Raw genomic sequence first — 23,197 nt, 5'->3', positions numbered from 1 at the left:
CCGATGGCGCCCGACCGTCAGCGGTCGTCCCACTCGGCCTCGTCGGTGCGCAGCAGTTCGACCAGCCGCGCAACGCGGCCATTCGCCGATTTGCCGAGATCGCCGCCGAGATAGTCGTCCGATGCGAGCCACGTCCGGGCCTCGGTGAGTTCGGCCGCCGTCGCCCCGGTGCCGATGATGCCGGCGATGCGCATGTCGTCCAGGCGGCCGCAGATCTGGATGACCTGATCGCGTGTCAGTTTGACCATTCGGGAACCCTCCCCGGTGGCTGCAGGTGTGGCTGTTGCCGAGTCAGCGGGCAGATAAGCGCCGGATACGCGGGAATGCAATAGGGTTGATGGGAGCGATGGCTTTCCGTCCGGGCGGCCCGCCCGGGCAGCGTTGACAAGCCGGGCGGAGGGTTCGAAACTCCCAGCCTTTCGCAAACGGTTCCGTCACTTCCAGGATAGGTCATGTCGAGCACTCCGAAGCCCCGTTCAGGTGGGCAGATCCTTGTCGATTCGCTACGCGTCCACGGCACCGACCGGGCGTTCTGCGTCGCGGGCGAAAGCTACCTGGACGTACTCGACGCCTTCCACGACGCTCCCGACATCGATCTGGTCACCTGCCGGCAGGAGGGCGGGGCGGCCAACATGGCCGAGGCGGCCGGCAAGCTGACCGGCAGGCCGGGCATCTGCTTCGTGACCCGCGGCCCCGGCGCCTGCAACGCCTCGATCGGCGTCCATACCGCCATGCAGGATTCCACGCCGATGATCCTGTTCGTCGGCCAGGTGGCGCGCGATCAGGCGGAGCGCGAGGCGTTCCAGGAGATCGACTACCGCCGCATGTTCTCGCCGGTCGCCAAGTGGGCGGCGCAGATCGACGATGCCGCCCGCATCCCGGAATTCGTCAGCCGCGCCTTCCATGTCGCGACCTCCGGACGGCCCGGCCCCGTCGTCCTGGCCCTGCCGGAAGACATGCTGCGCGACCGCGTCGCCGTTCCGCCGACCGGCCGCTACACGGAGGTCCAGGCCCATCCGGGACCTGCCGACCTGGAGCGGGTGGCCGACCTGCTGGCGGCTGCCGAGCGGCCGCTGGTCCTGGTGGGGGGCAGCGGCTGGACCGACCGGGCCTGCGCCGACCTGAAGCGCTTCGCCGAAGCCTCCTGCCTGCCGGTCTGTTCCTCGTTCCGCCGCCAGGACGTGCTGGACAACACCAGCCCGTCCTGGATCGGCGACTTAGGCACAGGCCCGAACCCGAAGCTGCTGGCCCGCGTCAGGGAGTCCGACCTGCTGCTGGTGATCGGCGCCCGGCTGGGCGAGATGACGACCCAGGGCTACGAGCTGATCGACCTGCCGGAGACCCGCCAGACCCTGGTCCATGTCCATGCCTCCGCCGAGGAGCTGGGCCGGGTGTTCCGTCCCGACCTGCCGATCCAGTCGGGCTCGGCGGCGTTCGCCGCGGCGCTGGCCCGCCTGGAACCGGCCAGGTCCGACCGGTGGCGGGCGTGGACCGAAGCCGGCCGGCGCGACTTCCTGGAGTGGCTGGAGCCGGCGCCCTACGACGGCGCGCTGGACCTGGGCGCGGTGTCGGTCTGGCTGCGCGACCGGCTGCCCGCCGATTCCATCGTCACGATCGACGCCGGCAACTTTTCCGGCTGGGCGCAGCGTTTCCTGACCTACCGCCGTCCCGGCCGGCAGCTCGGCCCGACCAGCGGCGCCATGGGCTATTCGGTCCCGGCGGCGGTCGCGGCCAAGCTGGTCCATCCCGAGCGCATGGTCGTCAGCTATGTCGGCGACGGCGGCTTCATGATGACGGGACAGGAACTGGCGACCGCCATGCACACCGGCTCCGCCCCGATCATCCTGGTATTCAACAACGGCATGTTCGGTACCATCCGCATGCACCAGGAGAAGAACTATCCCGGCCGCGTCAGCGCCACCGCCCTGACCAACCCCGACTTCGCGGCGCTCGCCCAAAGCTACGGAGCCTTCGGCGCCGCGGTCGAGCGGACCGAGGATTTCGCCCCGGCGTTCGAGGCGGCGGTGGCATCGGGCAAGGCGGCGGTGATCGAACTGCGCATGGACCCGGAGGTGATCAGCACCCGCACGACCCTGTCCGCCCTTCGGCAGCAGGCGCTTGGGAAGAAGTAGGGCCGGCGCGACCCGCTGGCGCCGGGTCCCGGCGTGGAACGCCGGAACACTGGCGTTCGGCGTGCCGTTGTGCAATTCAGCGGGACTGGTGGGCCGGTACAGAGGTTTCGATCGGTTCGCCGTAGGTCGGCCTCGGCCGCATGCCGACGCAGACAGCGTGGCCGGAGCATTGATGCAGGATTACGATGCCGGACCATCAGCCTATCCGGTAAGTTCAAGGAATTGCAGGGGGTAAGCGTCCATGTGTGTGTGCCATGGCTCCGGAAATCACCATGAATCATCCAGCTCCATGGGCCGGCGGGGCTTCATGGTGGCGCTGGTGGGGTGAGCGGGACGGCGCTGGTCGGCTGCGTCGGCGCCGGCCAGACGGGCCTTGGCCTCGGCCTGGTCTCGGCGGAGGAGGTGCAGCAGCTCGGGCTGAAGAGCTGGCAGCAGATCCGGTCGGAGACGCCGGTCTCACGGAACGCCACTTACCAGCGCGCGCTCCAGCAGGTCGGCACCAACATCCTGGGCGCCGTCGGGGAGAATCCGGGCCAGTGGGAGATGGTCGTCTTCCAGGGCCAGGAGGCCAACGCCTTCGCCCTGCCGGGCAACAAGATCGGCGTCTACGAGGGCATGTTCGCCATCGCGAAGAACGTCGATCAGCTCGCCGCCGTGGTCGGGCACGAGATCGGCCACAACCAGGCCCAGCACGCCCGCGAGCGTCTGAGTTCCGCGCAGGCCACCAGCATGGGCCAGCAGCTTCTGGGCGCTGCGCTCCAGATCGGCAACGTCGGCTACGCCAACGAGCTTGCCGGGCTGCTGGGTGCCGGCATCCAGTACGGCCTGATCCTGCCCTATTCGCGCAACCAGGAGCTGGAGGCCGACAGCATCGGCCTGCTCAACATGGCGCGCGCCGGGTACGATCCGCGGGCATCCGTCCAGCTGTGGCAGAACATGCAGGCGGCCGGCCAGCGCGCGCCCGAGTTCCTGTCCACCCACCCGGCGCCTGATTCGCGGATCGCGGCGTTGGAAGCGAAGATGCCCGAGGCCATGAGCCTGTATAACCCCCGGCGGGGTTGAGGGGGTCGTTCGGGTTATTGACCCGGTCCGGCGGTCATCCAAAGTCTGGAGGGAGCCAGGGTCCGCAAGGACTTGGCGTCCCGCTCCGGAACGGAAATCCGCCGCATGCCGCCTCCCTTGCCGAATTCCCGCCGCCATCGCTCGGCCAACCGCCTGCACACTGTCCTGCTGCTCGCCGGCATGATCGGGCTGCTGGTCGCCTGCGGCTGGATCGTCGCGGGACCGGAGGGCGGCTTGTGGGCGCTGGTGCTCGGCGGCGTCAGCCTTGCCTTCGCGCCGCGCATGTCGCCCCAGATGGTCCTGGGCATGTACGGCGCCGTCCCGGTCCGTGCCTGGGACATGCCGAAGGTCACCGCGATCCTGAACGAGCTGGCCGAACGGGCGGAGTTGCCGCGCCCGCCGCAGCTCTACTGGATCCCGAGCCCGACGCTGAACGCCTTCGCGATGGGCACCCGCGGCGATGCCGTGGTCGCGGTGACGGACGGGCTCGTGCGCTCGCTGAGTGCCCGCGAGCTGGCCGGCGTGCTGGGGCACGAGATCACCCACATCGCCAACGGCGACCTGTGGCTGATGGGGCTGGCCGACACGGTCAGCCGGCTGACCCGCATGATGTCGCTGTTCGGACAGATCCTGCTGCTTTTCAACCTGCCGCTGCTGATCGCCGGCGCCGTCACGATCCCGTGGGGCCTGATCCTGCTGCTGGTGCTGGCGCCGACGATCGGAGCCTTGCTCCAACTGGCGCTGTCCCGCACGCGGGAATACGACGCCGACCTGGGCGGCGCCCTGCTGACCGGCGATCCCCTGGCGTTGGCGGGCGCCTTGAGGAAGCTGGAGCACTACGGCAGGGGTCTGTGGGAATCGCTGATGATGCCGAACCGGCGCAACCCGAGCCCGTCGCTGCTGCGCTCCCATCCGCCGACGGAGGAGCGGATCCGCCGGCTTGTGGACCTGCGCGAGCAGCTCTCCGGGCGGCCGTCGCTTCCGGGGATCGACGCCCTGGCGCAGGGCGACGCGCCCGTCGCCGGGCGCTTCCGCATCGTCCCGGCCCAGCCGCGCCACCGCCTGACCGGACTATGGTACTGACCGGGCTCCGGGACTGACCGCTCCGGCGCTCCGGCCACTCAGCGCTTGAGCCGTTCGACGAAGGTGACGATGGCGCCGGCAAGCTCGTCGGATTTCTGCGTCAGGCTCTGGACCACCGTCAGCATGCCGGCCAGTTCCTGCCCGGACTGGGTCGCGACTTCGGAGATCCTGCGGATGTCCGTGTTCACCGCGATGGTCTGGGTGGCGGCCTGCTGGGTGTCCCGGCTGATCGACAGGGCCACGGCGGACTGCTGCTCCAGGGCCGCGGCGGTGGCACTGGCGCGGGTGCCCATCTCGTGGATGGTCTGGACGATGGCGCCGATGGCGTGCACCGCCTCGCGGGTCGTGCCCTGGATCCGGTCGATCTCCTGCCGGATGTCGTCGGTCGCCTTGGCGGTCTGGGTCGCCAGCGACTTGACCTCGTGGGCGACCACGGCGAAGCCCTTGCCCGCGTCTCCCGCCCGCGCCGCCTCGATGGTCGCGTTCAGGGCCAGCAGGTTGGTCTGGGCCGCGATGTTGGCGATCAGGTCCACGACGGTGCCGATCGCCGACGCCGCTTGGGACAGGCTGACCACGATGTCGTTGGTCCGGCGCGCCTCCTGCGAGGCCGCCTCCATCGCGGCGGTGGTGGCGCTGGCCTCGCCGCGGACGGTGTCGATGCTGGAGGTCAGCTCCTCGATGGCCGTCGAGACGGAGGTCACCGACGCCGTCGCCGCACCAGCCGCGTCGGCCACGGCCTCGGCGGTCGAGGATGCCGTGTAGGCCTGCTCCGACGTGGTGCGCGCCGACTGCTCGACATGCACCGTGGCGTCCCGGACGGCGGTCGCGATGGCGCCGACCGACTTCTCGAAATCGGCGGCCGCGGTGACCTGGTCGGTGATCAGGCGCCAGGTCAGCAGCGGTCCCTTGTACTCGCCCCGGACGTTGCGCATCGCGCTGATGTTCAAGTCCATCCAGTCGTCGCCAAGCCGGATGCGGGCATGGTGCGGCAGCCGGGCGGGGTCGGAGACGATCGCGCGGATTCTCTGCGGGTCGCGCTGGTGGAACACGTCGATGCTGCGTCCCTGCAATCCGTCGACCGGGATGGTCAGGTTGTGCGCGACCTTGTGGAGCGCCTCGACCGCGGCCGGGTTCATGTACTCGATCAGGAAGTCCGTGCCCGACGCGGTCATCACCGGCAGGTCGAGCTGTTCGATCACCTGCCGGCGGGCGAAGGCGTCCCCGACGGTGCCGCGGAGGTTGAGCAGGGCGCGCGCCAGCCGGCCGATCTCGTCGGTCCGTTCGGTCGCGGCGATCTCCACCTGGTCGTCGCCCGAGGCCAGGGCGATGGCGGCCCGCTCCAGCCTGACGATCGGGTGGATCGTCCGCTTCAGGAAGAACCACAGCACCAGTCCGAACAGCGTCATGCCGACCGGCACATAGAGCGCGGCGGTCGTGATGGTCTCGTCGAAGGCGTGGAAGACGTCGTCCTTGGCGATGCCCACGAAGACGATTCCGGCGACCGCGCCGTTCCGGTCCAGCAGCGGGCGGTACCCGGTGAAATAGGCCCGCCCCAGAATGTCGGCCTCGCCGAAGTAATCCTTCTTGTCGCGGAAGATGCTGTCGTACACCGGCCCCTGGGCCAGCTTCGTGCCGGTCGCCCGGGTGCCGTCCGCCTTCAGCACGTTGGTCGCCACGCGGGTGTCGCCGGCGAAGATGGTGGCGACGCCGCCGGCCAGCCGCTGCACGCGGTCCACCAGGTCGAGATTGCCGTTCAGCGTGACGCCGCCGGCCGTCAGCGTCCCGTCCTTCAACTGGTACTCGGTGCCGATGGCGCGAACCTCGGCGAAAGCGACCTCCAGCGTGATCCGCTGCCGCCGCGCCGCGTCGCTGCCAAGGCTGGCATGGAGCGCCGAGAGCAGGACCACTTCGATGACGACGGTCAGCGCTATCATGCAAAGGAGCGCGATGCCGGTCACCTTGGCGGAGAGCGGCAGCCTGCGCAGATGTCTGACCATATCCCCGACCTCGATCATCATTTAACAAATAAAAATAAAATGCATTAGTTCAGGGAAACTATGCAAGGCCGGGCTTGGCTGAATCTGAACAGGCCGCTGGATTTATTGTAATAAAATTTCCATACACCTCCCATCGATGCTTTCCCGGCCCGCCGGCCGGACACCTTCTTCCCGGATTCTTGCGTCCCGGTTTCGCTCTTCATATCTTTGGGGGTAGTCTTCGAAAGATTGATCCAGGTCAAGCCCTCGTCCACTCAGAGGTGAAACAATGAGTCCACAGTAATGGAGCGTTGCGGACCGCCGGACAATTCGCCGGTGATCTCTGGTTTTACAAGGCGGCAGCCGCACCGTCATGGGAAGGAGACCAGCCATGAAAATCAGCACCTTTCTGGACCTGAAAGGCCGGACCGTCGTGACGGTGCGCCCGAACGATAGCATCTCCAAGGTCACCCACCTGCTCAAACTGCACCGGGTCGGCTGCGTGGTGATCAGCGAGGACGGCAAGCATGTCGACGGCATCGTCGCGGTGCGCGACATCGTCTATGCCATGGCCGAACGCGAGAGCAGGATCCGGCATCTCAGCGGAGCCGACCTGCTCGACACGCCGGTCAGCTCGATCATGACCAAGGCGGTCAAGACCTGCGGGCCGGACGACTCCGTGCGCCAAGTGCTGGAGAACATGACGCGCTGGCATATCCTGCATGTGCCGGTGGTCGACCGCGGCGTGCTCTGCGGCATCGTCAGCGTCGATGACGTGGTCAAGCTGGCCATCGCGGAAATGGACCTGGAGAAGGGCGCGCTCCAGGACCGCGCGCGCCTCTACCAGACGCTGGATGAACTGCGCTGAAGCGCCAGGCCTTCCTCAAGTCCGGCCGCCGGCCTTGAGGAAGGCCCCGGGATGGAGGCGGCGTCCGGTACCGCCGTGAGGCCGGCGCCGTTCCATTCCACCAGCCACTCTCCCGGCCGGCCGCCCCGGCAGCGGATCAGGCCGACCCGCCAGCGGGGTGCTCCCAGGCCGGGCTCGCCGGCATGCGGAACGCTGGGCTCCGGCCTCAGGCTCCAGCGCGTCACCGACGCGGTCGCCGCCAGCCGGGGGGCGGCGCTGCGCAGCAGGAACGCGGTCACGCCGCCGCTCTCGGCCGCCAGCTGAAGGCGGCGGCTGGCGACCATGTCGATGTCGCCGACCTCTCCCAGCACCGCTCGCAGGGAATGGCAGCGCAGCGATTCCTCGATCGCCCATACGATGTCGCCGTCGCGCCGGGCGCGGACGGTGATCAGCCGGTCGGGCATCAGGCCGTAGGGCGTCAGCCCCGGCGCGTAGAGATCGTCGCTCCGAGTGATCCAGACCACCTGGCCGCCGCACCCCCCGGAACTCCCCCCGCGACCCTGGTGCCCGGCGATCCGGGCCAGCAGGGCGGCGCCGAATCCGCTGGCCGCCGCGCCGGGCGGACCGTCACCCCCGACGATCTCGTGCAGGCAGCCCAGCGGCAGCCCGCCATCCGGCAGCACGCGGTCGATTTCCGGAACGCCGAACGGCAGCAGGCGCTCGCCGTCGGCCCCGCCGATCCCCTCCATCCGCCGGATGCGCCCGCGCAGATCGGCCAGAGCCGCCGCCTTGGCAGCCTTGGATGAATCGGGCATGTGCTTGAATCCGCTGGCTGGTTCCGAAATGTTCCTCTTTTGTTCTAATCCCTGGCCGGCTTCGGTGTCAAGGTGCCGATGTCAGGGCGACGGCGCTACAGAAGCGACCGGGCGAGATCCCCGCCCGGTCCGCCGGGGCGGCGCTTCTTGCCGGCCGCCGTGCTGACCAGCCGCGGCGCCTTGTTGAAATTCATGGTTATGATCAGGGTGGCGGCGTCCTTGATCACATAGAGCGTCTTCTCCGCATCGACCGGCAGCGGGATCTTGCGGCCCATGCAGAACCCGATCAGCGCCGCGGCGACTTCCGCCTCCGGCAGGTTGACGGTCGTGACCTTGCCGTAGTCGTCCTTGATTTCCATGGCCGTCTCGACGCCCTCGCCGGTCTTGAACGTGACCGATTCGACCGTTCCCGCCGGCAGGGCCTCGCCGCGCTTGCGGCGGCGGTCGATGACGGCACCGACGACTTCGCGCTCGGTGAAGACGATGCAACGCAGTTCCTTCATGGCGCACCCCGGCAGCCCGGCTCGTGGATGAGCCCACGCCAGCCTCTCGCGCGACCCTAAGGGGGCAGAGGCTAAGAATTGATTAGTACGATCAACCATTCTCAGCCGGCGCCGGAACTCAGCCCTGCGATCTCGCGGATCAGCTTGCTCAGGATGGCGGCGGCGAAATCGTCGAAGTCGCGCGCCGCGATGTAGAAGGCGCCGGGACCGCCGATGACGTTCTCCTCGTAATAGCGGTCCAGGTCGATCGGGGCCGGACCGCCCCAGGGATTGGGCCGGTCGTTCAGGATCGGCAGGCCGTTGATCGTGATGCCGGCCGCGACCGCTTCGTCCCGGGCCAGGGAAGGGGGCCGGCCGCGGTTGTTCACGCCGTCGCCCGAGATGTCGATCACCCGCCGCACTCCCTCGAAGCCGTTGCCGTCGAACAGCGTCGCGGCATGGTCGATGGCGCCGCTCAGCGAGGTCCAGCGCGCCGTCGACAAGGGGGCGGCACCGATCGCGTCGGAGAACTTCCGGGCTTCCTCCCGGTTGCCGATCAGGGTCCAGGGCACCACGATGCGCTGATAGTCCTCGCCCGCCCATTCCACATAGATGACCGCGACGGCGCCGAACGGTCCGCCGCCCATGGCGGAAACAACCCGGTCGTCGGTCAGCGCCGTCACATAGCCGTCGCGCTGGAGGGCCGCCTCCTCCTCGTCGACGCTGCCGGAGATGTCCACCGCCAGGACCAGCTCCAGGTCGACCAGCTGCTGGGCCAGGGCGGCGCCCGAAGGCCAGCCCACCAGGAGACCGACCAGGAGGGTGGAGGCCAGAAGGCCGGCGGTCGGAACGGAGCGGACGCGCATCAGGACCTCCTGCTGGAGAATGACCGTCTCATTGAACCAAGCAACGCGAATTCATGCAAGCTTCGGGTGCCCGGGGATACCTGCGGTCAATTTCAAGACCCTGACGGAAGGAACGAAGCGCACCAAATAGCGTTCTGACGCTGTAATGATGAAATAGAGACCCGAGAGGCTGATCAATGGACGTTCTTAGAATTCTGCTTGCCATCCTGTTACCGCCGGTCGGCGTATTCCTTCAGGTCGGTCTGGGTCTGCATTTCTGGATCAATATCCTCCTCACGCTCCTGGGTTACATCCCCGGCATCATTCACGCCATCTACGTCATCATAAAGTACAAGTAACCCCAAATGGCTTCCACCGCTTACGGTGCCGGTGACCGCGACGCCCAGATCGCCCATCTGGAGCGTCTGGCCGACCTGCTCGACAGCCGCTGGCGTATTCCGGGCACCCGCATCCCGATCGGGCTGGACGGCATCGCCAGCATCATCCCGGTGGTCGGCGACAGCGCCACCGGCGTGGTCGCCGCGTACCTGGTCTTCCAGGCGGCCCGCCTCGGGGTTCCCCGGAGCACGCTGCTGCGCATGCTGGGCAATGTCGGGGTCGACTGGGCCGTCGGCTCGATCCCGGTGGTCGGCACCCTGTTCGACATCGGCTTCAAGGCCAACCGCCGCAACATGAGGCTGCTGCGCGAGCACCTGGAGCGGGATCGCGGGCCCGCTGAGCGTCCCACGCTCCGAAGGGTCTGACAGCCCATGGAGTGAAGCCGTGCCCCGGGTCGCCAGCTTCCTGTCGGCCGAGTTCACCTCCGTGCGCCGGCGCCGCCCGGACATGGCCGCCGATCTCGACGCCATCGTCGCCCAACGGCGCCACTGGACTTCCGGAACACGCCGCCCGAGCCTCGGCTGTTTCGATCCTTTTGACCCAAATCAAGGCGGGGCCGCCCATCCGGGCGCAGTCTCGCCGGTATGAACTCAGATCTCATCGCCAAATACGACGGCCTCCGGGTCCCGCGCTACACCAGCTTCCCGACCGCGCCGCATTTCGGCCCGCAGGTCCAGGCGGGCGACTACCTGGCATGGCTGGGCGGGCTTCCCGCGGGGCAGGAGCTGTCGCTGTATTTCCACGTCCCGTTCTGCAAGTCCATGTGCTGGTACTGCGGCTGCCACACGAAGATCGTCGCCCGCTACGATCCGATCGCCGAGTACCTGGACCTGCTGATGCGGGAAGTCGACCTGGTCGCCGACGCGCTGCCCGGGACCATGCCGGTGCGCCACGTCCATTTCGGCGGCGGCACCCCGACCATGATCGGGGCGGCCGATTTCGAGCGGCTGATGGCCCATGTGCGGACCCGCTTCGACCTCGTTCCCGGCTGCGAGGTCGCGGTCGAGATCGACCCGCGCACCCTGACCCGCGCCGCTCCCGAAGCGCTGGCCCGCGCCGGCGTCAACCGCGCCAGCCTGGGCGTGCAGGACCTGGACGCCACTGTCCAGAACGCCATCAACCGCGTGCAGCCCTTCGAGGTGACGGAAGCAGCGGTCCGCGCGCTGCGCCGCAACGGCATCGACAACATCAACCTCGACCTGATGTACGGCCTGCCGCACCAGACTCCGGAAAGCTGCGAGGAGAGCGCCGAGCGGGTGATGGAGCTGACGCCGGAGCGCCTGGCGGTATTCGGCTATGCCCATGTCCCCTGGATGAAGAAGCACCAGCGGCTGATCGACGAATCCGTCCTGGCCGACGCCTCCGGCCGGTGGAAGCAGTTCGACGCCATCGCGGCCGTGCTGGCCGACAACGGCTACCATCAGATCGGCCTGGACCATTTCGCGCTGGAGTCCGACCCGATCACGATCGCCCAGCGCGACGGCACGCTGCGGCGGAACTTCCAGGGCTACACGACCGATGGCGCCGACGTGCTGATCGGTTTCGGCGCCTCCTCGATCGGCGCGCTGCCCGACGGCTATGTGCAGAACGATCCGGCGATGGAGCAGTACGCCGAGGCGGTCCGCGCCGGCCGTCCGCCGATCGTCAAGGGCAAGCGGCTGAGCGCCGACGACCGGTTGCGCCGCGACCTGATCGAGCGCCTGATGTGCGACCTGTCGGTCGACCTGGACGCCGTCGCGGCCCGCCACGGCGTCGCCTCCGACCTGTTCGAGCCGGACCTGGAAAAGCTGGCCCCGCTCGCCGCCGACGGGCTGGCCCGCATCGACGGTCACCGGATCACCATTCCGGACGAGGTCAGGCCCCTGGTCCGGGCGGTCGCCGCGGCCTTCGACCCCTATCTCGACACCGCGGCGATGCGGCACTCCAAAGCGATCTGAACGCCCCGGACTCTCCTGGCCTCTGGCCTTCCGAGGCGAATTGGGCCAAACATAGGGGCCGGCGGGCGCCGGGAGACGCCCGTTCAAGTCTGCTTGGAAAGAAGATCGCGCGATGATCACGCTCTACAGCTACCCGACCCCGAATGGGCACAAGGCCTCGATCATGCTCGAGGAGATCGGGTTGCCTTACGAGGTCATCCGGGTGGAACTCATGCAGGGCGACAATTTGAAGCCCGAGTTCCTGGAGATCAGCCCGCTCGGCAAGATCCCCGCCATGATCGATCCCGATACGGACGGCGCCCCCCGCCGGGTTTTCGGGTCCGGCGCCATCCTGGAGTATCTGGCGGAGAAGAGCGGCCGCCTCCTTCCCTGCGAGGGCTGCGCCCGCACGGAGGTATGGAACTGGCTTGCCTTCGGCGTCAGCGACGTCGGCCCGACCTCGGTTGACATGTTCCGCTTCTCGGTCCGCGCCCCGGAAAAGCTTCCCTACGCGATCGAGCTGTTCAAGTCCGAGCTGCACCGCTGCTACCAGGCGCTGGAGACCCAGCTGGGCCGGACCGAATACCTGGTCGACGGCGACTACACGATCGCCGACATCTCGGTCTATCCGTTCGTCGCCGTCGCCGGCCAGACTTCGCCGGCGCTGTTCGAGAGGTATCCCCATCTGAAGCGCTGGCACGACCTGGTCGGGTCGCGGCCCGCCGTGCAGCGCGGCATGGCCGTTCCCGAATAGCCCCGCCGCCCCCGGGCGTCATGCCTGCGTTTCAGGCCTGGGGCGGCTGGCCGTTCGACGCGCTCAGCCCACCGTCCACCGGCAGGTTGACGCCGGTGACGAAACGGGCGTCGTCGCTCGCCAGGAACGCGATCACCGGAGCGATGTCCTCCGGATCGGCGGCGCGTCCCAGCGCGATCCGCTCCTTGAACTTGGCCATCAGCTCCGCGTCGTCCTTCATGTCGGCTGTCAGGTCGGTGAAGGTCAGCGACGGGTTGACCGCGTTGACCCGCACGCCCTTGGCGCCCAGTTCCAGCGCCAGCGACCGGGTGAAGTTGGTCACCGCCCCCTTGGCGGCATTGTAGAAGCTCATGTTCCAGTCGCCGCCCAGCCCGGACACCGACGACACGTTGACGATCGATCCTCCGGTCTTGACCAGATGGGGCACTGCCGCGCGGCAGCCGTAGAAGACGCCGTTCACGTCGGTCGCGATCACGGCATGCCAGTCCTCGACCGGCGCCTCGGTGATCGGGCCGGTCGGTGCGATGCCGGCATTGTTGACCATCACGTCCAGCCGGCCGAACCGCTCGACGGCGGCCGCCACCAGCCCCTCGACCGCACGCTGGTCCGCGACGTCGGCGACATGGACGAGGGTGCGGTCGCCCGGCAGGTCCTTGGCGACCGCCTCCAGCTTGTCGCCGCTCCGCCCGGACAGCACGACGGCGGCACCCTCATCCGAGAAGCGGCGCGCGGTCGCGGCGCCGATCCCCGAACCCGCTCCCGTGACGATGACGGTCTTTCCCTTGAAACGTTCCACGACGCACTCTCCGATCGAATACCTGGTCCGCAAAAAGAAAACTCCCTCCCCGAAGCAGGGGAGGGAGCGAATTCGACAGCCCGCGCGGCGTCAGGCCGCCTTGAACGCCCGCTGGTTGATCCCGCCTTCGGCGAGCTGGTTCAGCTTCTGGTCGGTCGCCTTCTCCTCGTTGAGCGTCTGCTCCAGCAGATTGGCGACGTCGGTCATCCCGCAGGTTTCCGCCAGGGTGCGGAGCGCCCCGTAGCTGGCGATCTCGTAATGCTCCACCTTCTGGGCGGCCATCACCAGCGCCACGTCCAGCACTTCCGGCGGATGCCCCTGGGCGATGACCTCCTCGGCTTCCTCGATCAGGCCCTGGGTCGCCTCGCAGGTATTGCCGCCGGGGTCGGCCTGGAGAATCTGGAAGATCTGCTCAAGCCGCTTCACCTGACCCTGGGTTTCCTGCAGGTGCGTCTGGAAAGCCTGCTTCAGCTCCTGGGACGAGGCCGCGTCGGCCATCTTGGGCAGCGCCTCGGTGATCTGCGTCTCGGCACTGTAGGTGTCCTGAAGCTCCTCGATGAGAAGAGCCTTGAGTGCTTGTTCCGACATGGTGGTGTCATCCCGCGCTGTTTTTGCGTCGTCCAAGGCCCGAACGGCCCGGACGCCTGCAAACTCAACAGTGCCCGGACGGGATCGTCGCGGCGTCACGTCACTCCTTCACCGCCCCGGTCAGGCTCGACACATAGTGCTCCACGAAGAACGAATAGATCACCGCCACCGGCAGCGATCCCAGCAGCGCCCCCGCCATCAGCGAGCCCCAGTGGTAGACGTCGCCTTCGACCAGCTGGGTCAGCACCGCGACCGGCACGGTCTTCTTCTCCACCGACGAGATGAAAGCCAGCGCGTAGATGAACTCGTTCCACGACAGGGTGAAGGCGAAGATCCCCGCGGAGATCAGCCCCGGCACGGCCAGCGGCAGCGTGATCTTCCACAGGATCTGGATGCGCGACGCCCCGTCCACCAGCGCGCATTCCTCCAGTTCGTACGGGATCGACTTGAAGTACCCCATCAGCAGCCAGGTGCAGAACGGGATCAGGAAGGTCGGGTAGGTCAGGATCAGCGCCAGCGGGCTGTCGTACAGCCCGAACTGGAACACCATAGTCGCCAGCGGGATGAACAGGATCGACGGCGGCACCAGGTACGCCAGGTAGATCATCAGCCCAACCGTCTGCCCGCCCCGGAAGCGCAGCCGCTGGATCGCGTAGGCGGCCAGCACGCTGGCGAACAGGCTGATGAAGGTCGCCACCACCGCGACCGTCATGGTGATCATCAGCCACTGCGGATAATCCGTCTCGAACAGCAGCCGCTTGACGTTGTCCAGCGTCGGCGAATGGATCCACAGCGGGTTATAGTCCTTGAAGTTGTAAAGCTCCTCGTTCGATTTGAAGGTCGTCACCGTCATCCAGTAGAACGGGAACAGCAGGATGATCAGGAACGCCGACAGCGGCGCATAGACCGTGACCAGCTTCCGCGGCCACGTGTTCAGATAGTCCATCCCCGCGCGTTCTTCAGCCATGATGCGCCTCAGTCATCGCTGCCTCCGTGCTGCCATTTCCGCCGGGCCAGCGCGAAATAGCTGAACAGCGTCGCGAAGATCAGGAACGGGATCATCGCCACCGCGATGGCCGCCCCTTCGCCCAGCTGTCCGCCCGGAATTGCCCGCTGGAACGCCAGCGTCGCCATCAGGTGCGTGGTCCCCGCCGGCCCGCCCCGCGTGATCGCGTAGATCAGCTGGAAGTCGGTGAAGGTGAACAGGATCGAGAAGGTCATCACGACCGCCAGGATCGGCATCAGCATCGGCAGCGTGACGTGCCGGAACCGTTGCCAGGCCGTCGCCCCGTCCAGCGCCGCCGCCTCGTACAGGCTGGGCGAGATGGTCTGGAGCCCCGCCAGCAGGCAGATCGCCACGAACGGGATGCCGCGCCAGATGTTCGCCGCGATCAGCGAGGCCCGCGCGTTGTTGGGCGTGCCCAGGAAGTCGATGTACTGGTCGATCAGCCCCATCTCGACCAAAGCCCAGCTGATGATCGAGAATTGCGGGTCGTAGATCCACCAGAAGGCCAGCGCCGACAGCACCGTCGGCACGATCCAGGGCACCAGGATGATCGACCGGATCAGCGCCTTGGCCGGCAGATGGTTGTTCAGCAGCAGCGCCAGCCAGAGCCCCAGGGCGAACTTACCGATCGTCGCGATCACCGTGTAGAGCACGGTGTTGCTGACCGCGAGCCAGAACATGCTGTCGCGGAACAGCGACTGGTAATTCTCCAGTCCGATGAAGACGCCCGCCCGCCCGATCCTGGTATCGGTGAAACCAAGCCAGATGCCGAGCCCCAGCGGATATGTGAGGAACACCAGCAGCAGCGTCGCCGCCGGCAGCATGAACAGGAACGACAGGACGGCGGGATTGTCGAAGGTGCGCACGATCCAGGAATCCCGTGGGCGTGCCACACGCTTGCCCCGGACGGCACCCGCCGCCCGGGGATCAGCCACGTTCTGATGCGCCATGAATCAGGTCCTGTAGTATCGCTCCGCGCGCCTCTGGGCCTCGGCTGCGGCCTCCTTCGGCGTGGCACGCCCGGAACAGACCTGCGCCACCATGTTGTTGATGATGAAGTCGGCCAACGTCGCGGCCGATGCATAGCCGAGGCTGCCGCGATAGCCGTACCACAGCATGTTCTTCATCACCTCGCTATAGGCGGCGTGCTTCGGGTCCTCGGTCCAGATCGGGTTGCCGGCGTAGGCCGCGAGCGGATGGCTCCAGTACCCGATGCTGGCCTGCTGCCAGGGCTCGTACTGCTCCTTCTCGAAGATGAAGCGCACATACTCCTTGGCGGCGTTGGGATACTTGGTGTGATTGAACACCATGGTGTTGACCAGCAGCCCGGCTTCGGTCGGCTGCCCCACCGGCCCGATCGGGAAGCGGGCGTGGTGGATGTCCTCCGCCATCGTCTTGATCGCCGGATCGGAGCTGTTCTTGGCGGAATAATAGACCGAGATCCCGTTGGAGGTCAGGCTGATCTCTCCGGCCAGGAACGCCTTGTTGTTGGACGGGTCCAGCCAGGACAGCGTGCCGGGAATGAACTGGTCGACCAGCTGCTTGCCGTATTCCAGCGCCGCGACCGTCTCCGGGCTGTCGATGATGACTTGGTTGTTTTCGTCCACCAGGGCGCCGCCATGGGACCACACAAGCCAGTGGGTCCAGGTATTGCCGTCTCCCTGGGCGTTGCCCAGCGCGAAGCCCATGGGATGGTTGTTCTTCTTGAGGTTCTTGGCCAGCGTCAGGAAATTGTCGATATCGGTCGGGATCTCCTCGTATCCGGCCTCGTTGACCCAGGATTTGCGGTAAACGATGGCGCCGCCGGAAGCGCCGATCGGCATGGCGATCCATTTGCCGTCGGAACCCTTGCCGTAGCGTTCGGCGATCGGATACCAGCCGCCATACTTCTTGCCGAGATATTCCGCGACCTCGGTCAGGTCGATCAGCTTGTCGGGATACTGGTGCGGGTCGTCGTTCCAGGCCAGCACCACGTCCGGACCGCTGCCGATATTGGCGGCGACCGCCGTCTTGGGCCGCAGGTCCTCCCAGCTCTCGTTGTCCACCCGGACCTTCACGCCGGTCTCTTTGGTGAACTTCTCGGTATTCGCCAGGAACTGGGTCTCGTCCCCCTGGACGAACTTGGCCGGGCGAAGCACGCGCAACTCGGCGCCCTTCTCGACGGCGAATTCCGGGGCCGGTACGTCGGCCGCCACGACTTCGCCGAAGGCGGGGCGATAGCCCAGCAGTCCGGCACCCGCCAGCGCTCCCGCGCCGACGCCGATCTTCAATGTATCCCGTCTGGTGAACTTGTTCATTTCCGCATCCTCCCTGATCCGTTTCTTTTGATACTTTTAAATCAAGCCGGATTATTTCGCAGGTGCAGCAGATAGGGGGCGATTTGTTCGCCCTTCCAAGTAAAGCCTACGCCCGCTCCAAACGCCTGTCACCCCTCTTGTACCGCTCCCCTGTATCGGTACGCCCTTGACCCTCACGGTCCGGCGTCCCACCATGGCATGCCGGTAACGACCAGGCTTCTGAGACAAACGGAATACGAGGAAAACGCCCGATGAGTTTGGATCGCATCTCCAGCCATGCCTGCTTCGGCGGTACGCAGGGCATCTACCGGCATCGCTCGGCGAGCACGGGCACCGACATGGAAGTCGCGGTCTTCGTCCCGCCCCAGGCGGCCGACGGGCCCTTGCCGGTACTGACCTACCTGTCCGGCCTGACCTGCACGTGGGAGAACTTCACCGTCAAGGCCGGCGCCCAGCGCTACGCGGCCGAGCACGGCGTCATCATCGTCGCCCCCGACACCAGCCCGCGCGGCCTGGACCTGCCGGGTGAGCACGCCAGCTACGATTTCGGGTCGGGGGCAGGCTTCTACGTGGACGCCACGCAGGACCCGTGGAAGACCAACTACCGCATGTACAGCTATATCCGCGACGAGCTGCCGGATCTGATCGCGTCCGAATTCAAGATCGACCCCGCCCGCCAGGGCATCTTCGGCCATTCCATGGGCGGGCACGGAGCCCTCGTGATGGCGTTCCGCAATCCCGACCGCTACCGTTCGGTCTCCGCCTTCTCGCCGATCGTCTCCGCGTCCCGAGTTCCCTGGGGCGAAAAGGCGCTGGGCGGCTATCTCGGCCAGGACCGCGAGGCCTGGAAGCAGTACGACGCCTCCCTGCTGGCCGAGAAGGGCGGCTGGAAGTCCCCGATCCTGGTCGACCAGGGCACGTCCGACCAGTTCCTGGAAAAGGAGCTTAAGCCCGAACTGCTGGAAGAAGCCTGCGCCAGGTCCGGCACGCCGCTGACGGTCCGCCGCCAGCCCGGCTACGACCACAGCTACTATTTCATCGCCACCTTCATGGGCGACCATATCGCCCACCACGCCAAGCTGCTGAAGGCCTGAAGCCGGGCAGGGGGCGCCGCCTTCCCGGGCTGCGCTCCCTCCCTAGAGCCGTACCCGACCTAGTGGCTCGGCACAGTGGTTTTGATTGATTTATCGTAGGTCGGCCTCGGCCGAAGGCCGACGCCGACAGCGTGGCCGGAGCGTTGACCCCGACGGCAGGAGTTCCCGATGACGCGAACTGTATCCGGCGCATGTCCCTTGCCCGGTTCCCGGCCGTTACCACGAATGATGACATAAGCGGCCTCAGCCCGGGGGAGGGACCTTCCCCGCCGCCTTCACCGCCCGGAAGGCTTCCAGCGCCCGGTCGCGCGCGGCGCCATGGTCCACGATCGGCTTCGGATAGGTCCGGCCCAGCGTCACGCCGGCTGTCGCCAGCACCTCGGCCGAGGCGCTCCAGGGTTCGTGTATGTAGCGGTCGGGCAGCCGTTCCAGTTCCGGCACGTAGCGCCGCACATAGCTGCCGTCGGGGTCGAACTTCCGGCCCTGAAGCACGGGGTTGAACACCCGGAAGAACGGCGCGGGATCGGCGCCGCAGCCGGCGATCCACTGCCAGTTGGCGCTGTTGTTGGCGGCGTCCGCGTCCACCAGCGTGTCCCAGAACCACTCTTCCCCGACTGCCAGGGCAGCAGCAGGTCCTTGACCAGGAAGGAGCCGACGATCATCCGCACCCTGTTGTGCATCCAGCCCGTCCGCCAAAGCTGGCGCATCCCGGCATCGACGATCGGATACCCCGTCCGCCCGCGCTGCCAAGCCTTCAGGCCGGCATCGTCGCTCCGCCAGGGCAGGGCCTTGAACCGCCGGTCCATCGGCTCCGTCCTCATGTCGGGGTTGGTCACCAGGAGCCCGTGGGTGAACTCCCGCCAGCCGATTTCGCGCAGGAAGGCCTCGGCCGCCGGCTCAAGCCCGGCCGCCGCTTCGGCCCGATGCCGCGCCGCGTGCCAGACCTGGCGGGGGGAGATCTCGCCCCAATGCAGGTGCGGCGACAGCCGTGAGGTGCCGTCCCGGCCGGGACGGTCGCGGCCGGTCCGGTAATCCCGCAGGATCGCGTCCAGGAAATCCGCGAGCCGCCCCGCCGCGGCTTCCTCGCCGGGGGTCCAGTCCTCCCGCATCCCGCCGGCCCAGTCGGGCAAGGTCGGCAGCAGTCCCCAGGCGGCCAGGGCATCCGAAGCCACCGCACCCGGCGGTGTCAGCGCCGCGGGGGCGGGCAGCGGGCGCGCGGGGTCATGGGCGGAGGAAAGCGTCTTCCAGAACGGCGTGAAGACCTTGAAAGGCGTTCCGGCCTTTGACCGGACCTGCTCGGGCTCGACCAGCAGGCCGCCGTTGAAACTCTCGACCGCGACGCCGCGCCTCGACAGCCTCTCCCGGACGGCCGCATCCCGCCGGACCGCAGCCGGCTCGTACTCCCGGTTCCACACCACGGCGCCGGCCCCGGTCTCGGCGGCCAGGTCGCCGAGAATCTCCCCGGCCGGTCCCCGCCTCAGCACCAAGGGTGAGCCCAGCCGGGCAAGCGCCGCACCCAGCCTTTCCAGGCTGTGATGAAGCCACCAGCGCCCGGCGCTCCCCGGCGGCCTCACGCCGTCGGCGCCGCCATCGTCCAGCAGATACAAGGGGATCACCGGCGCCCCGCTCTCCGCCGCGCGGTCAAGGGCGGGGTTGTCGGCAAGGCGCAGGTCGTGGCGGAACCAGACGATGACGGGGGATCGCGATGTCATGGAGACTTTGCAGGCGGAGGAGGAACGGCGGCGGGGCAGGGTGCCCGCCTCTGCGATCTATACCCCTTCGGTGCCGAATCAATCCATGCCGTCCGCCAGTCGGCTCCCGCTGCTCAGAACACCCGCTCCAGGTCAGGCTCCAGCCGGGCGCTGGGAAACTCGAACAGCCGCTCCCTGCCCATCATATGGACTTGGAACCGCCGGCCCAGCAGCGGCGCCAGCGCGCGGTCCAGCACGTTCAGCCCGCCCGTATAGGCACCGAACGACGGCATGATCAGCCGCCGCCCGTCGCTGGCGAAACACCGCGCGCGCACCCGCCGGCCCCGCACCCGCACGGCGGCGACCGGGTGATAGTGGCCGGAAACCTCGCCTCCCGCCCCGGCGGCCGCCTCGTGACGGAAGCACAGCGGCCCCAGCGTCACGGCATCCTCGATCCGCCCGCCCAGATGCGCCGGCGGCTCCGGGTCGTGGTTGCCGGTCACCCAGATCCAGTCGCGGCCCGCCGTCAGCCGGGCGATCCGCTCGGCGTCCGGACGCGACAGCCGCTCGGCCGCGCGCCGGTCGTGGAAGCTGTCGCCCAGGCAGATGACCATTTCCGGCCGCCGGCTCTCGACCACGGCCTCGAGCCGCGCAAGGGTCGCCCCGGTGTCGTAGGGCGGCAGCAGCTGGCCGCGCTGGGCGAAGGCCGAACCCTTCTCCAGGTGCAGGTCGGCCACCACCATCAGCCGCCTTTCCGGCCACAGCAGCGCCCCGGACAAGTCGGCCACCAGCGGCGCACCGTTTAGGATTAAATTCTCTGACGAATTCACGGAAGATCCGATACGTTCACTTTAAGTTCCGGCGTAGGTGTCGCCGATCGGGGAGGGCGCGTCAATTGCAAACCCGGCTAAATGGGCAGCATCCCCTGGTCCAGCCTCCCGCCGCCCCTCAGTTCCGGCATCGCCTCGTCGATCAGCTCCTGTTCCGCCTCGCCCAGCAGGTCGTCCAGCGCCGAGCCGGAGACCTGCTCGCGCCCGACCTCCAGCAGCACGGGCACGGCCAGCGGCGACACCCGGGCCAGCGCCCGATGGATGATGCGGCCCTTGACCCGGGCCAGCATGTCGGCCAGCCGCCGCACGTCGGTCAGACCGCCCGCCGCATCGGCCCGGGTCGCCCGCAGCAGCACATGGTTCGGCTCGTGCTTGCGCAGCACGTCGTAGATCAGGTCCGAACTGAAGGTCACCTGGCGCCCCGTCTTCTCCTGCCCAGGGTGCCGCCGCTCGATCAGGCAGGAGATCACGGCCACGTTCCGGAAGGTGCGGCGCAGCATGCTCGATTCGTCCATCCAGGCCTCCAGGTCGTCGCCCAGCATGTCCTGGTCGAACAGCGCGTCCACGTCCCGGACCGGCCGCAGGCTCCAGACCGACAGCACATAGTCGGTCGCGACGAAGCCCAGCGGCTTCAGCCCGGCCCGTTCCATCCTCCGGGTCAGCAGCATGCCCAGCGTCTGGTGGGCGTTGCGCCCCTCGAAGCAGTAGGCCACCAGGAAATGCTGCTTCCCGCGCGGAAAGCTCTCCACCAGCAGGCCGTCGCGCGGCGGCATCACCGACCGCAGCCGCTGGAGGCGCAGCCACTCCTGCACCGCCTGCGGCAACTCGCCCCAAACGCCAGGGTCCGCCAGCATGGCGCGGACCTCGTCGGCCAGATGGGTGGACAGCGGCATCCTTCCGCCGGCATAGGCCGGCACCTTGGGGTCGCCCTGGCCGCCCCGCGCGCAGTTGACGTAGGTCTCCTGGATTCCCAGAAACTTCAGCAATTGCCCGGCGAACAGGAAGGTGTCGCCCGGTATCAGCGACTGGACGAAGGACTCCTCGACTTCCCCCAGCACCTGCGACCGTCCCAGCCGGACCTTCAGCGTCACCGCCGCGACGATCGTCCCGACATTCATCCGGTACTGGCGGGCGACCACCGGCCCGGCGACCCGGTACAGTCCGTCCTCCTCGTCCCGCACCAGCCGCTTGAACCGGTCGTAGCCGCCGAGCGCATAGCCGCCGGTCGCGACGAAGTTCAGCACGTCGTCGAAGTCCGCCCGGGTCAGGGCGGAGTAGGGCGCCGCCGAGGTCACCTCCGCATACAGCCCGTCGGCGTCGAACGGCGCGGCGCAGCCCATGCCGAGGATATGCTGGGCCAGCACGTCCAGCCCGCCGGGGCGCGGCGGGTCGCCGTCCAGCGTATATGTCGCGATCGACTGGACGGCGGCGCGGCACTCCAGCACCTCGAACCGGTTGGCCGGCACCAGCACGGCGCGGCTCGCCTCGTCCAGCCGGTGGTTGGCCCGGCCGATCCGCTGGAGCAGCCGGCTGACTCCCTTGGGCGCCCCGACCTGCACGACCAGATCGACGGCGGCCCAGTCGATTCCCAGGTCCAGGGAGGAGGTCGCGACGACCGCCCGCAAGGCCCCGCGCGCCATGGCGGCCTCGACCTTGCGGCGCTGCTCCGCCGCCAGGCTGCCATGGTGGAGCGCGATGGCCAGCCCGTCCTCGTTGATCTTCCACAGCTCCTGGAAGGCCAGTTCGGCCTGCGCGCGGGTATTGACGAACACCAGCGTGGTGCCGGCCCGGCGGATCTGCTCATAGACCTCGCCCAGCGCGTGGACCGCCATACGGCCGGACCAGGGCAGCCGCTCGCGGGTCGTCAGGATATCGACCTGGGCGCGGGCTCCCGACCGGCCGGTGACGGTCCGCACGTCGCCGCCCCCGGCCCGGCCGGATTTCGACAGGTACGCGATCAGATGGTCCGGGTGAGCCACCGTCGCCGACAGCCCGACGCGCCGCCCAGCGGGCGCCAGCTTCGCCAGCCGCGCCAGGCCAAGCGCCAGCAGGTCGCCGCGCTTCGTTCCGGCCAGGGCGTGCAACTCGTCGATCACGACGCAGCGCAACCCTTTGAAGATCTTCTCAGCATCCGTATAGGACAGCATCAGCGCCAGGCTCTCGGGCGTCGTCATCAGCACCTGCGGCGGCTTGGACCGCTGGCGCTGGCGCTTGGCGGCGGAGGTGTCGCCCGTCCGCGTCTCCGTCCGGATCGGCAGGCGCAGCTCGGCCACCGGGCTTTCCAGGTTGCGCTGGATATCGACCGCCAGAGCCTTCAGCGGCGAGATGTACAGCGTGTGCAATCCGTCGCGCGGCCGTTCCGACAGGTCGATCAGGCTGGGCAGGAACCCCGACAGCGTCTTGCCGCCGCCGGTCGGGGCTATGAGCAGCGCGTCGGCGCCGTCGCGGGCGGCCTTCAGCATCTCGATCTGGTGGGCATGCGGCGACCAGCCGCGGCTGGAGAACCAGCCGAGGAAGTTCGGCGGCAGCAGCATCTCGTTCTGAACCATGTCATCCATGACAGCGGAATATAAAAGCCGGTATG

21 protein-coding genes and 1 pseudogene are annotated in these 23,197 nt (G+C 67.9%); 9 read left to right on the top strand and 13 right to left on the bottom strand.

Features of this window, described 5'->3' with window-relative positions; genetic code table 11:
- Positions 1 to 17 precede the first annotated feature (17 nt).
- A complete protein-coding gene (locus DPR14_RS15345) occupies positions 18 to 248 on the bottom strand; it encodes an SAM domain-containing protein (protein ID WP_158045925.1) in 231 nt (76 codons plus the stop codon).
- A gap of 204 nt (positions 249 to 452) precedes the next feature.
- Between DPR14_RS15345 and DPR14_RS15340 the strand changes: the two genes are divergently transcribed.
- The 3 genes from DPR14_RS15340 to DPR14_RS15330 all read left to right on the top strand — a co-directional run bounded on the left by DPR14_RS15340 (position 453) and on the right by DPR14_RS15330 (position 4,277).
- Positions 453 to 2,132, top strand: a complete 1,680-nt coding sequence (locus tag DPR14_RS15340; RefSeq protein WP_158045924.1) for a thiamine pyrophosphate-binding protein — start codon at positions 453 to 455, stop codon at positions 2,130 to 2,132.
- A gap of 324 nt (positions 2,133 to 2,456) precedes the next feature.
- Complete coding sequence (locus DPR14_RS15335; RefSeq protein ID WP_246148196.1) at positions 2,457 to 3,194, top strand: M48 family metallopeptidase; 738 nt, start codon at positions 2,457 to 2,459, stop codon at positions 3,192 to 3,194.
- A gap of 105 nt (positions 3,195 to 3,299) precedes the next feature.
- Positions 3,300 to 4,277 carry a zinc metalloprotease HtpX gene (locus DPR14_RS15330; protein WP_158045922.1) on the top strand — a complete coding sequence of 326 codons (978 nt, stop codon included), beginning with the start codon at positions 3,300 to 3,302 and terminating at the stop codon, positions 4,275 to 4,277.
- A gap of 38 nt (positions 4,278 to 4,315) precedes the next feature.
- On the opposite strand, the gene DPR14_RS15325 is transcribed toward DPR14_RS15330, so the two are convergent.
- Positions 4,316 to 6,274 carry a cache domain-containing protein gene (locus DPR14_RS15325; protein ID WP_192498963.1) on the bottom strand — a complete coding sequence of 653 codons (1,959 nt, stop codon included), beginning with the start codon at positions 6,272 to 6,274 and terminating at the stop codon, positions 4,316 to 4,318.
- A 370-nt stretch (positions 6,275 to 6,644) separates the two neighbouring features.
- Here DPR14_RS15325 and DPR14_RS15320 point away from each other — a divergent pair, with 370 nt between their 5' ends.
- Complete coding sequence (locus tag DPR14_RS15320; protein ID WP_158045920.1) at positions 6,645 to 7,121, top strand: CBS domain-containing protein; 477 nt, start codon at positions 6,645 to 6,647, stop codon at positions 7,119 to 7,121.
- Here the strand turns inward: DPR14_RS15320 and DPR14_RS15315 are convergent.
- From DPR14_RS15315 to DPR14_RS15305, 3 genes are all read right to left on the bottom strand, one after another.
- Positions 7,094 to 7,915, bottom strand: coding sequence for an ImuA family protein (locus DPR14_RS15315; protein WP_158045919.1), 822 nt, complete (start codon positions 7,913 to 7,915; stop codon positions 7,094 to 7,096). The genes DPR14_RS15320 and DPR14_RS15315 overlap by 28 nt on opposite strands.
- Positions 7,916 to 8,010: 95 nt before the next feature.
- A complete protein-coding gene (locus tag DPR14_RS15310; protein WP_158045918.1) occupies positions 8,011 to 8,418 on the bottom strand; it encodes a hypothetical protein in 408 nt (135 codons plus the stop codon).
- 101 nt (positions 8,419 to 8,519) lie between these two features.
- A complete protein-coding gene (locus DPR14_RS15305) occupies positions 8,520 to 9,263 on the bottom strand; it encodes a DUF1194 domain-containing protein (RefSeq protein WP_158045917.1) in 744 nt (247 codons plus the stop codon).
- Between the two features lie 176 nt (positions 9,264 to 9,439).
- Between DPR14_RS15305 and DPR14_RS15300 the strand changes: the two genes are divergently transcribed.
- From DPR14_RS15300 to DPR14_RS15285, 4 genes are all read left to right on the top strand, one after another.
- Positions 9,440 to 9,601, top strand: a complete 162-nt coding sequence (locus tag DPR14_RS15300) for a YqaE/Pmp3 family membrane protein (RefSeq protein ID WP_158045916.1) — start codon at positions 9,440 to 9,442, stop codon at positions 9,599 to 9,601.
- A 6-nt stretch (positions 9,602 to 9,607) separates the two neighbouring features.
- A complete protein-coding gene (locus tag DPR14_RS15295) occupies positions 9,608 to 10,006 on the top strand; it encodes a DUF4112 domain-containing protein (RefSeq protein WP_158045915.1) in 399 nt (132 codons plus the stop codon).
- 219 nt (positions 10,007 to 10,225) lie between these two features.
- The gene (gene hemN, locus DPR14_RS15290) at positions 10,226 to 11,578 is read left to right on the top strand and encodes an oxygen-independent coproporphyrinogen III oxidase (protein ID WP_158045914.1); all 1,353 of its coding nucleotides are present in this window, start codon (positions 10,226 to 10,228) and stop codon (positions 11,576 to 11,578) included.
- Positions 11,579 to 11,690: 112 nt separating this feature from the next.
- The gene (locus tag DPR14_RS15285) at positions 11,691 to 12,311 is read left to right on the top strand and encodes a glutathione S-transferase family protein (protein ID WP_158045913.1); all 621 of its coding nucleotides are present in this window, start codon (positions 11,691 to 11,693) and stop codon (positions 12,309 to 12,311) included.
- 31 nt (positions 12,312 to 12,342) lie between these two features.
- Here the strand turns inward: DPR14_RS15285 and budC are convergent, their stop codons facing one another.
- From budC to DPR14_RS15260, 5 genes are all read right to left on the bottom strand, one after another.
- Positions 12,343 to 13,107 carry a meso-2,3-butanediol dehydrogenase gene (budC, locus tag DPR14_RS15280; protein WP_158045912.1) on the bottom strand — a complete coding sequence of 255 codons (765 nt, stop codon included), beginning with the start codon at positions 13,105 to 13,107 and terminating at the stop codon, positions 12,343 to 12,345.
- 90 nt (positions 13,108 to 13,197) lie between these two features.
- Positions 13,198 to 13,695, bottom strand: a complete 498-nt coding sequence (locus tag DPR14_RS15275) for a YciE/YciF ferroxidase family protein (protein WP_158045911.1) — start codon at positions 13,693 to 13,695, stop codon at positions 13,198 to 13,200.
- Positions 13,696 to 13,795: 100 nt separating this feature from the next.
- The gene (locus DPR14_RS15270; RefSeq protein WP_158045910.1) at positions 13,796 to 14,662 is read right to left on the bottom strand and encodes a carbohydrate ABC transporter permease; all 867 of its coding nucleotides are present in this window, start codon (positions 14,660 to 14,662) and stop codon (positions 13,796 to 13,798) included.
- An 8-nt stretch (positions 14,663 to 14,670) separates the two neighbouring features.
- Entirely contained in the window at positions 14,671 to 15,651 is a 981-nt protein-coding gene (locus DPR14_RS15265; RefSeq protein ID WP_158045909.1) for a carbohydrate ABC transporter permease, read from the bottom strand.
- 3 nt (positions 15,652 to 15,654) lie between these two features.
- Positions 15,655 to 16,998 (bottom strand): ABC transporter substrate-binding protein, encoded by a 1,344-nt coding sequence (locus DPR14_RS15260; protein ID WP_158045908.1) that lies wholly within the window; start codon positions 16,996 to 16,998, stop codon positions 15,655 to 15,657.
- Positions 16,999 to 17,249: 251 nt separating this feature from the next.
- On the opposite strand from DPR14_RS15260, the gene fghA reads away from it, so the two are divergent.
- Entirely contained in the window at positions 17,250 to 18,092 is an 843-nt protein-coding gene (gene fghA / locus DPR14_RS15255) for an S-formylglutathione hydrolase (RefSeq protein WP_158045907.1), read from the top strand.
- Positions 18,093 to 18,335: 243 nt separating this feature from the next.
- Here the strand turns inward: fghA and DPR14_RS15250 are convergent.
- The 3 genes and pseudogenes from DPR14_RS15250 to DPR14_RS15240 all read right to left on the bottom strand — a co-directional run bounded on the left by DPR14_RS15250 (position 18,336) and on the right by DPR14_RS15240 (position 23,162).
- A pseudogene (locus tag DPR14_RS15250) lies at positions 18,336 to 19,804 on the bottom strand (cryptochrome/photolyase family protein).
- A gap of 113 nt (positions 19,805 to 19,917) precedes the next feature.
- Positions 19,918 to 20,571 (bottom strand): ligase-associated DNA damage response endonuclease PdeM, encoded by a 654-nt coding sequence (gene pdeM / locus DPR14_RS15245; protein WP_246148195.1) that lies wholly within the window; start codon positions 20,569 to 20,571, stop codon positions 19,918 to 19,920.
- A 119-nt stretch (positions 20,572 to 20,690) separates the two neighbouring features.
- Positions 20,691 to 23,162 (bottom strand): ligase-associated DNA damage response DEXH box helicase, encoded by a 2,472-nt coding sequence (locus DPR14_RS15240; protein ID WP_211103781.1) that lies wholly within the window; start codon positions 23,160 to 23,162, stop codon positions 20,691 to 20,693.
- Positions 23,163 to 23,197 lie beyond the last annotated feature (35 nt).

Source organism: Skermanella pratensis (assembly GCF_008843145.1).
In the GTDB taxonomy this organism is placed as follows: Bacteria; Pseudomonadota; Alphaproteobacteria; order Azospirillales; family Azospirillaceae; genus Skermanella; species Skermanella pratensis.
The sequence above is the reverse complement of the archived record's forward strand: the minus strand, read 5'-3'. Positions and strand labels throughout refer to the sequence as shown.

Coding starts and splice junctions, on each gene's coding strand:
- DPR14_RS15275 (WP_158045911.1), bottom strand. CDS start 13,695: ATGTCGGAACAAGCACTCAAGGCTCTTCTCATCGAGGAGCTTCAGGAC.
- DPR14_RS15305 (WP_158045917.1), bottom strand. CDS start 9,263: ATGCGCGTCCGCTCCGTTCCGACCGCCGGCCTTCTGGCCTCCACCCTC.
- DPR14_RS15310 (WP_158045918.1), bottom strand. CDS start 8,418: ATGAAGGAACTGCGTTGCATCGTCTTCACCGAGCGCGAAGTCGTCGGT.
- DPR14_RS15340 (WP_158045924.1), top strand. CDS start 453: ATGTCGAGCACTCCGAAGCCCCGTTCAGGTGGGCAGATCCTTGTCGAT.
- DPR14_RS15285 (WP_158045913.1), top strand. CDS start 11,691: ATGATCACGCTCTACAGCTACCCGACCCCGAATGGGCACAAGGCCTCG.
- hemN (WP_158045914.1), top strand. CDS start 10,226: ATGAACTCAGATCTCATCGCCAAATACGACGGCCTCCGGGTCCCGCGC.
- DPR14_RS15260 (WP_158045908.1), bottom strand. CDS start 16,998: ATGAACAAGTTCACCAGACGGGATACATTGAAGATCGGCGTCGGCGCG.
- DPR14_RS15345 (WP_158045925.1), bottom strand. CDS start 248: ATGGTCAAACTGACACGCGATCAGGTCATCCAGATCTGCGGCCGCCTG.
- DPR14_RS15330 (WP_158045922.1), top strand. CDS start 3,300: ATGCCGCCTCCCTTGCCGAATTCCCGCCGCCATCGCTCGGCCAACCGC.
- DPR14_RS15240 (WP_211103781.1), bottom strand. CDS start 23,162: ATGGTTCAGAACGAGATGCTGCTGCCGCCGAACTTCCTCGGCTGGTTC.
- DPR14_RS15320 (WP_158045920.1), top strand. CDS start 6,645: ATGAAAATCAGCACCTTTCTGGACCTGAAAGGCCGGACCGTCGTGACG.
- DPR14_RS15295 (WP_158045915.1), top strand. CDS start 9,608: ATGGCTTCCACCGCTTACGGTGCCGGTGACCGCGACGCCCAGATCGCC.
- DPR14_RS15325 (WP_192498963.1), bottom strand. CDS start 6,274: ATGGTCAGACATCTGCGCAGGCTGCCGCTCTCCGCCAAGGTGACCGGC.
- DPR14_RS15265 (WP_158045909.1), bottom strand. CDS start 15,651: ATGGCGCATCAGAACGTGGCTGATCCCCGGGCGGCGGGTGCCGTCCGG.
- DPR14_RS15270 (WP_158045910.1), bottom strand. CDS start 14,662: ATGGCTGAAGAACGCGCGGGGATGGACTATCTGAACACGTGGCCGCGG.
- fghA (WP_158045907.1), top strand. CDS start 17,250: ATGAGTTTGGATCGCATCTCCAGCCATGCCTGCTTCGGCGGTACGCAG.
- DPR14_RS15300 (WP_158045916.1), top strand. CDS start 9,440: ATGGACGTTCTTAGAATTCTGCTTGCCATCCTGTTACCGCCGGTCGGC.
- DPR14_RS15315 (WP_158045919.1), bottom strand. CDS start 7,915: ATGCCCGATTCATCCAAGGCTGCCAAGGCGGCGGCTCTGGCCGATCTG.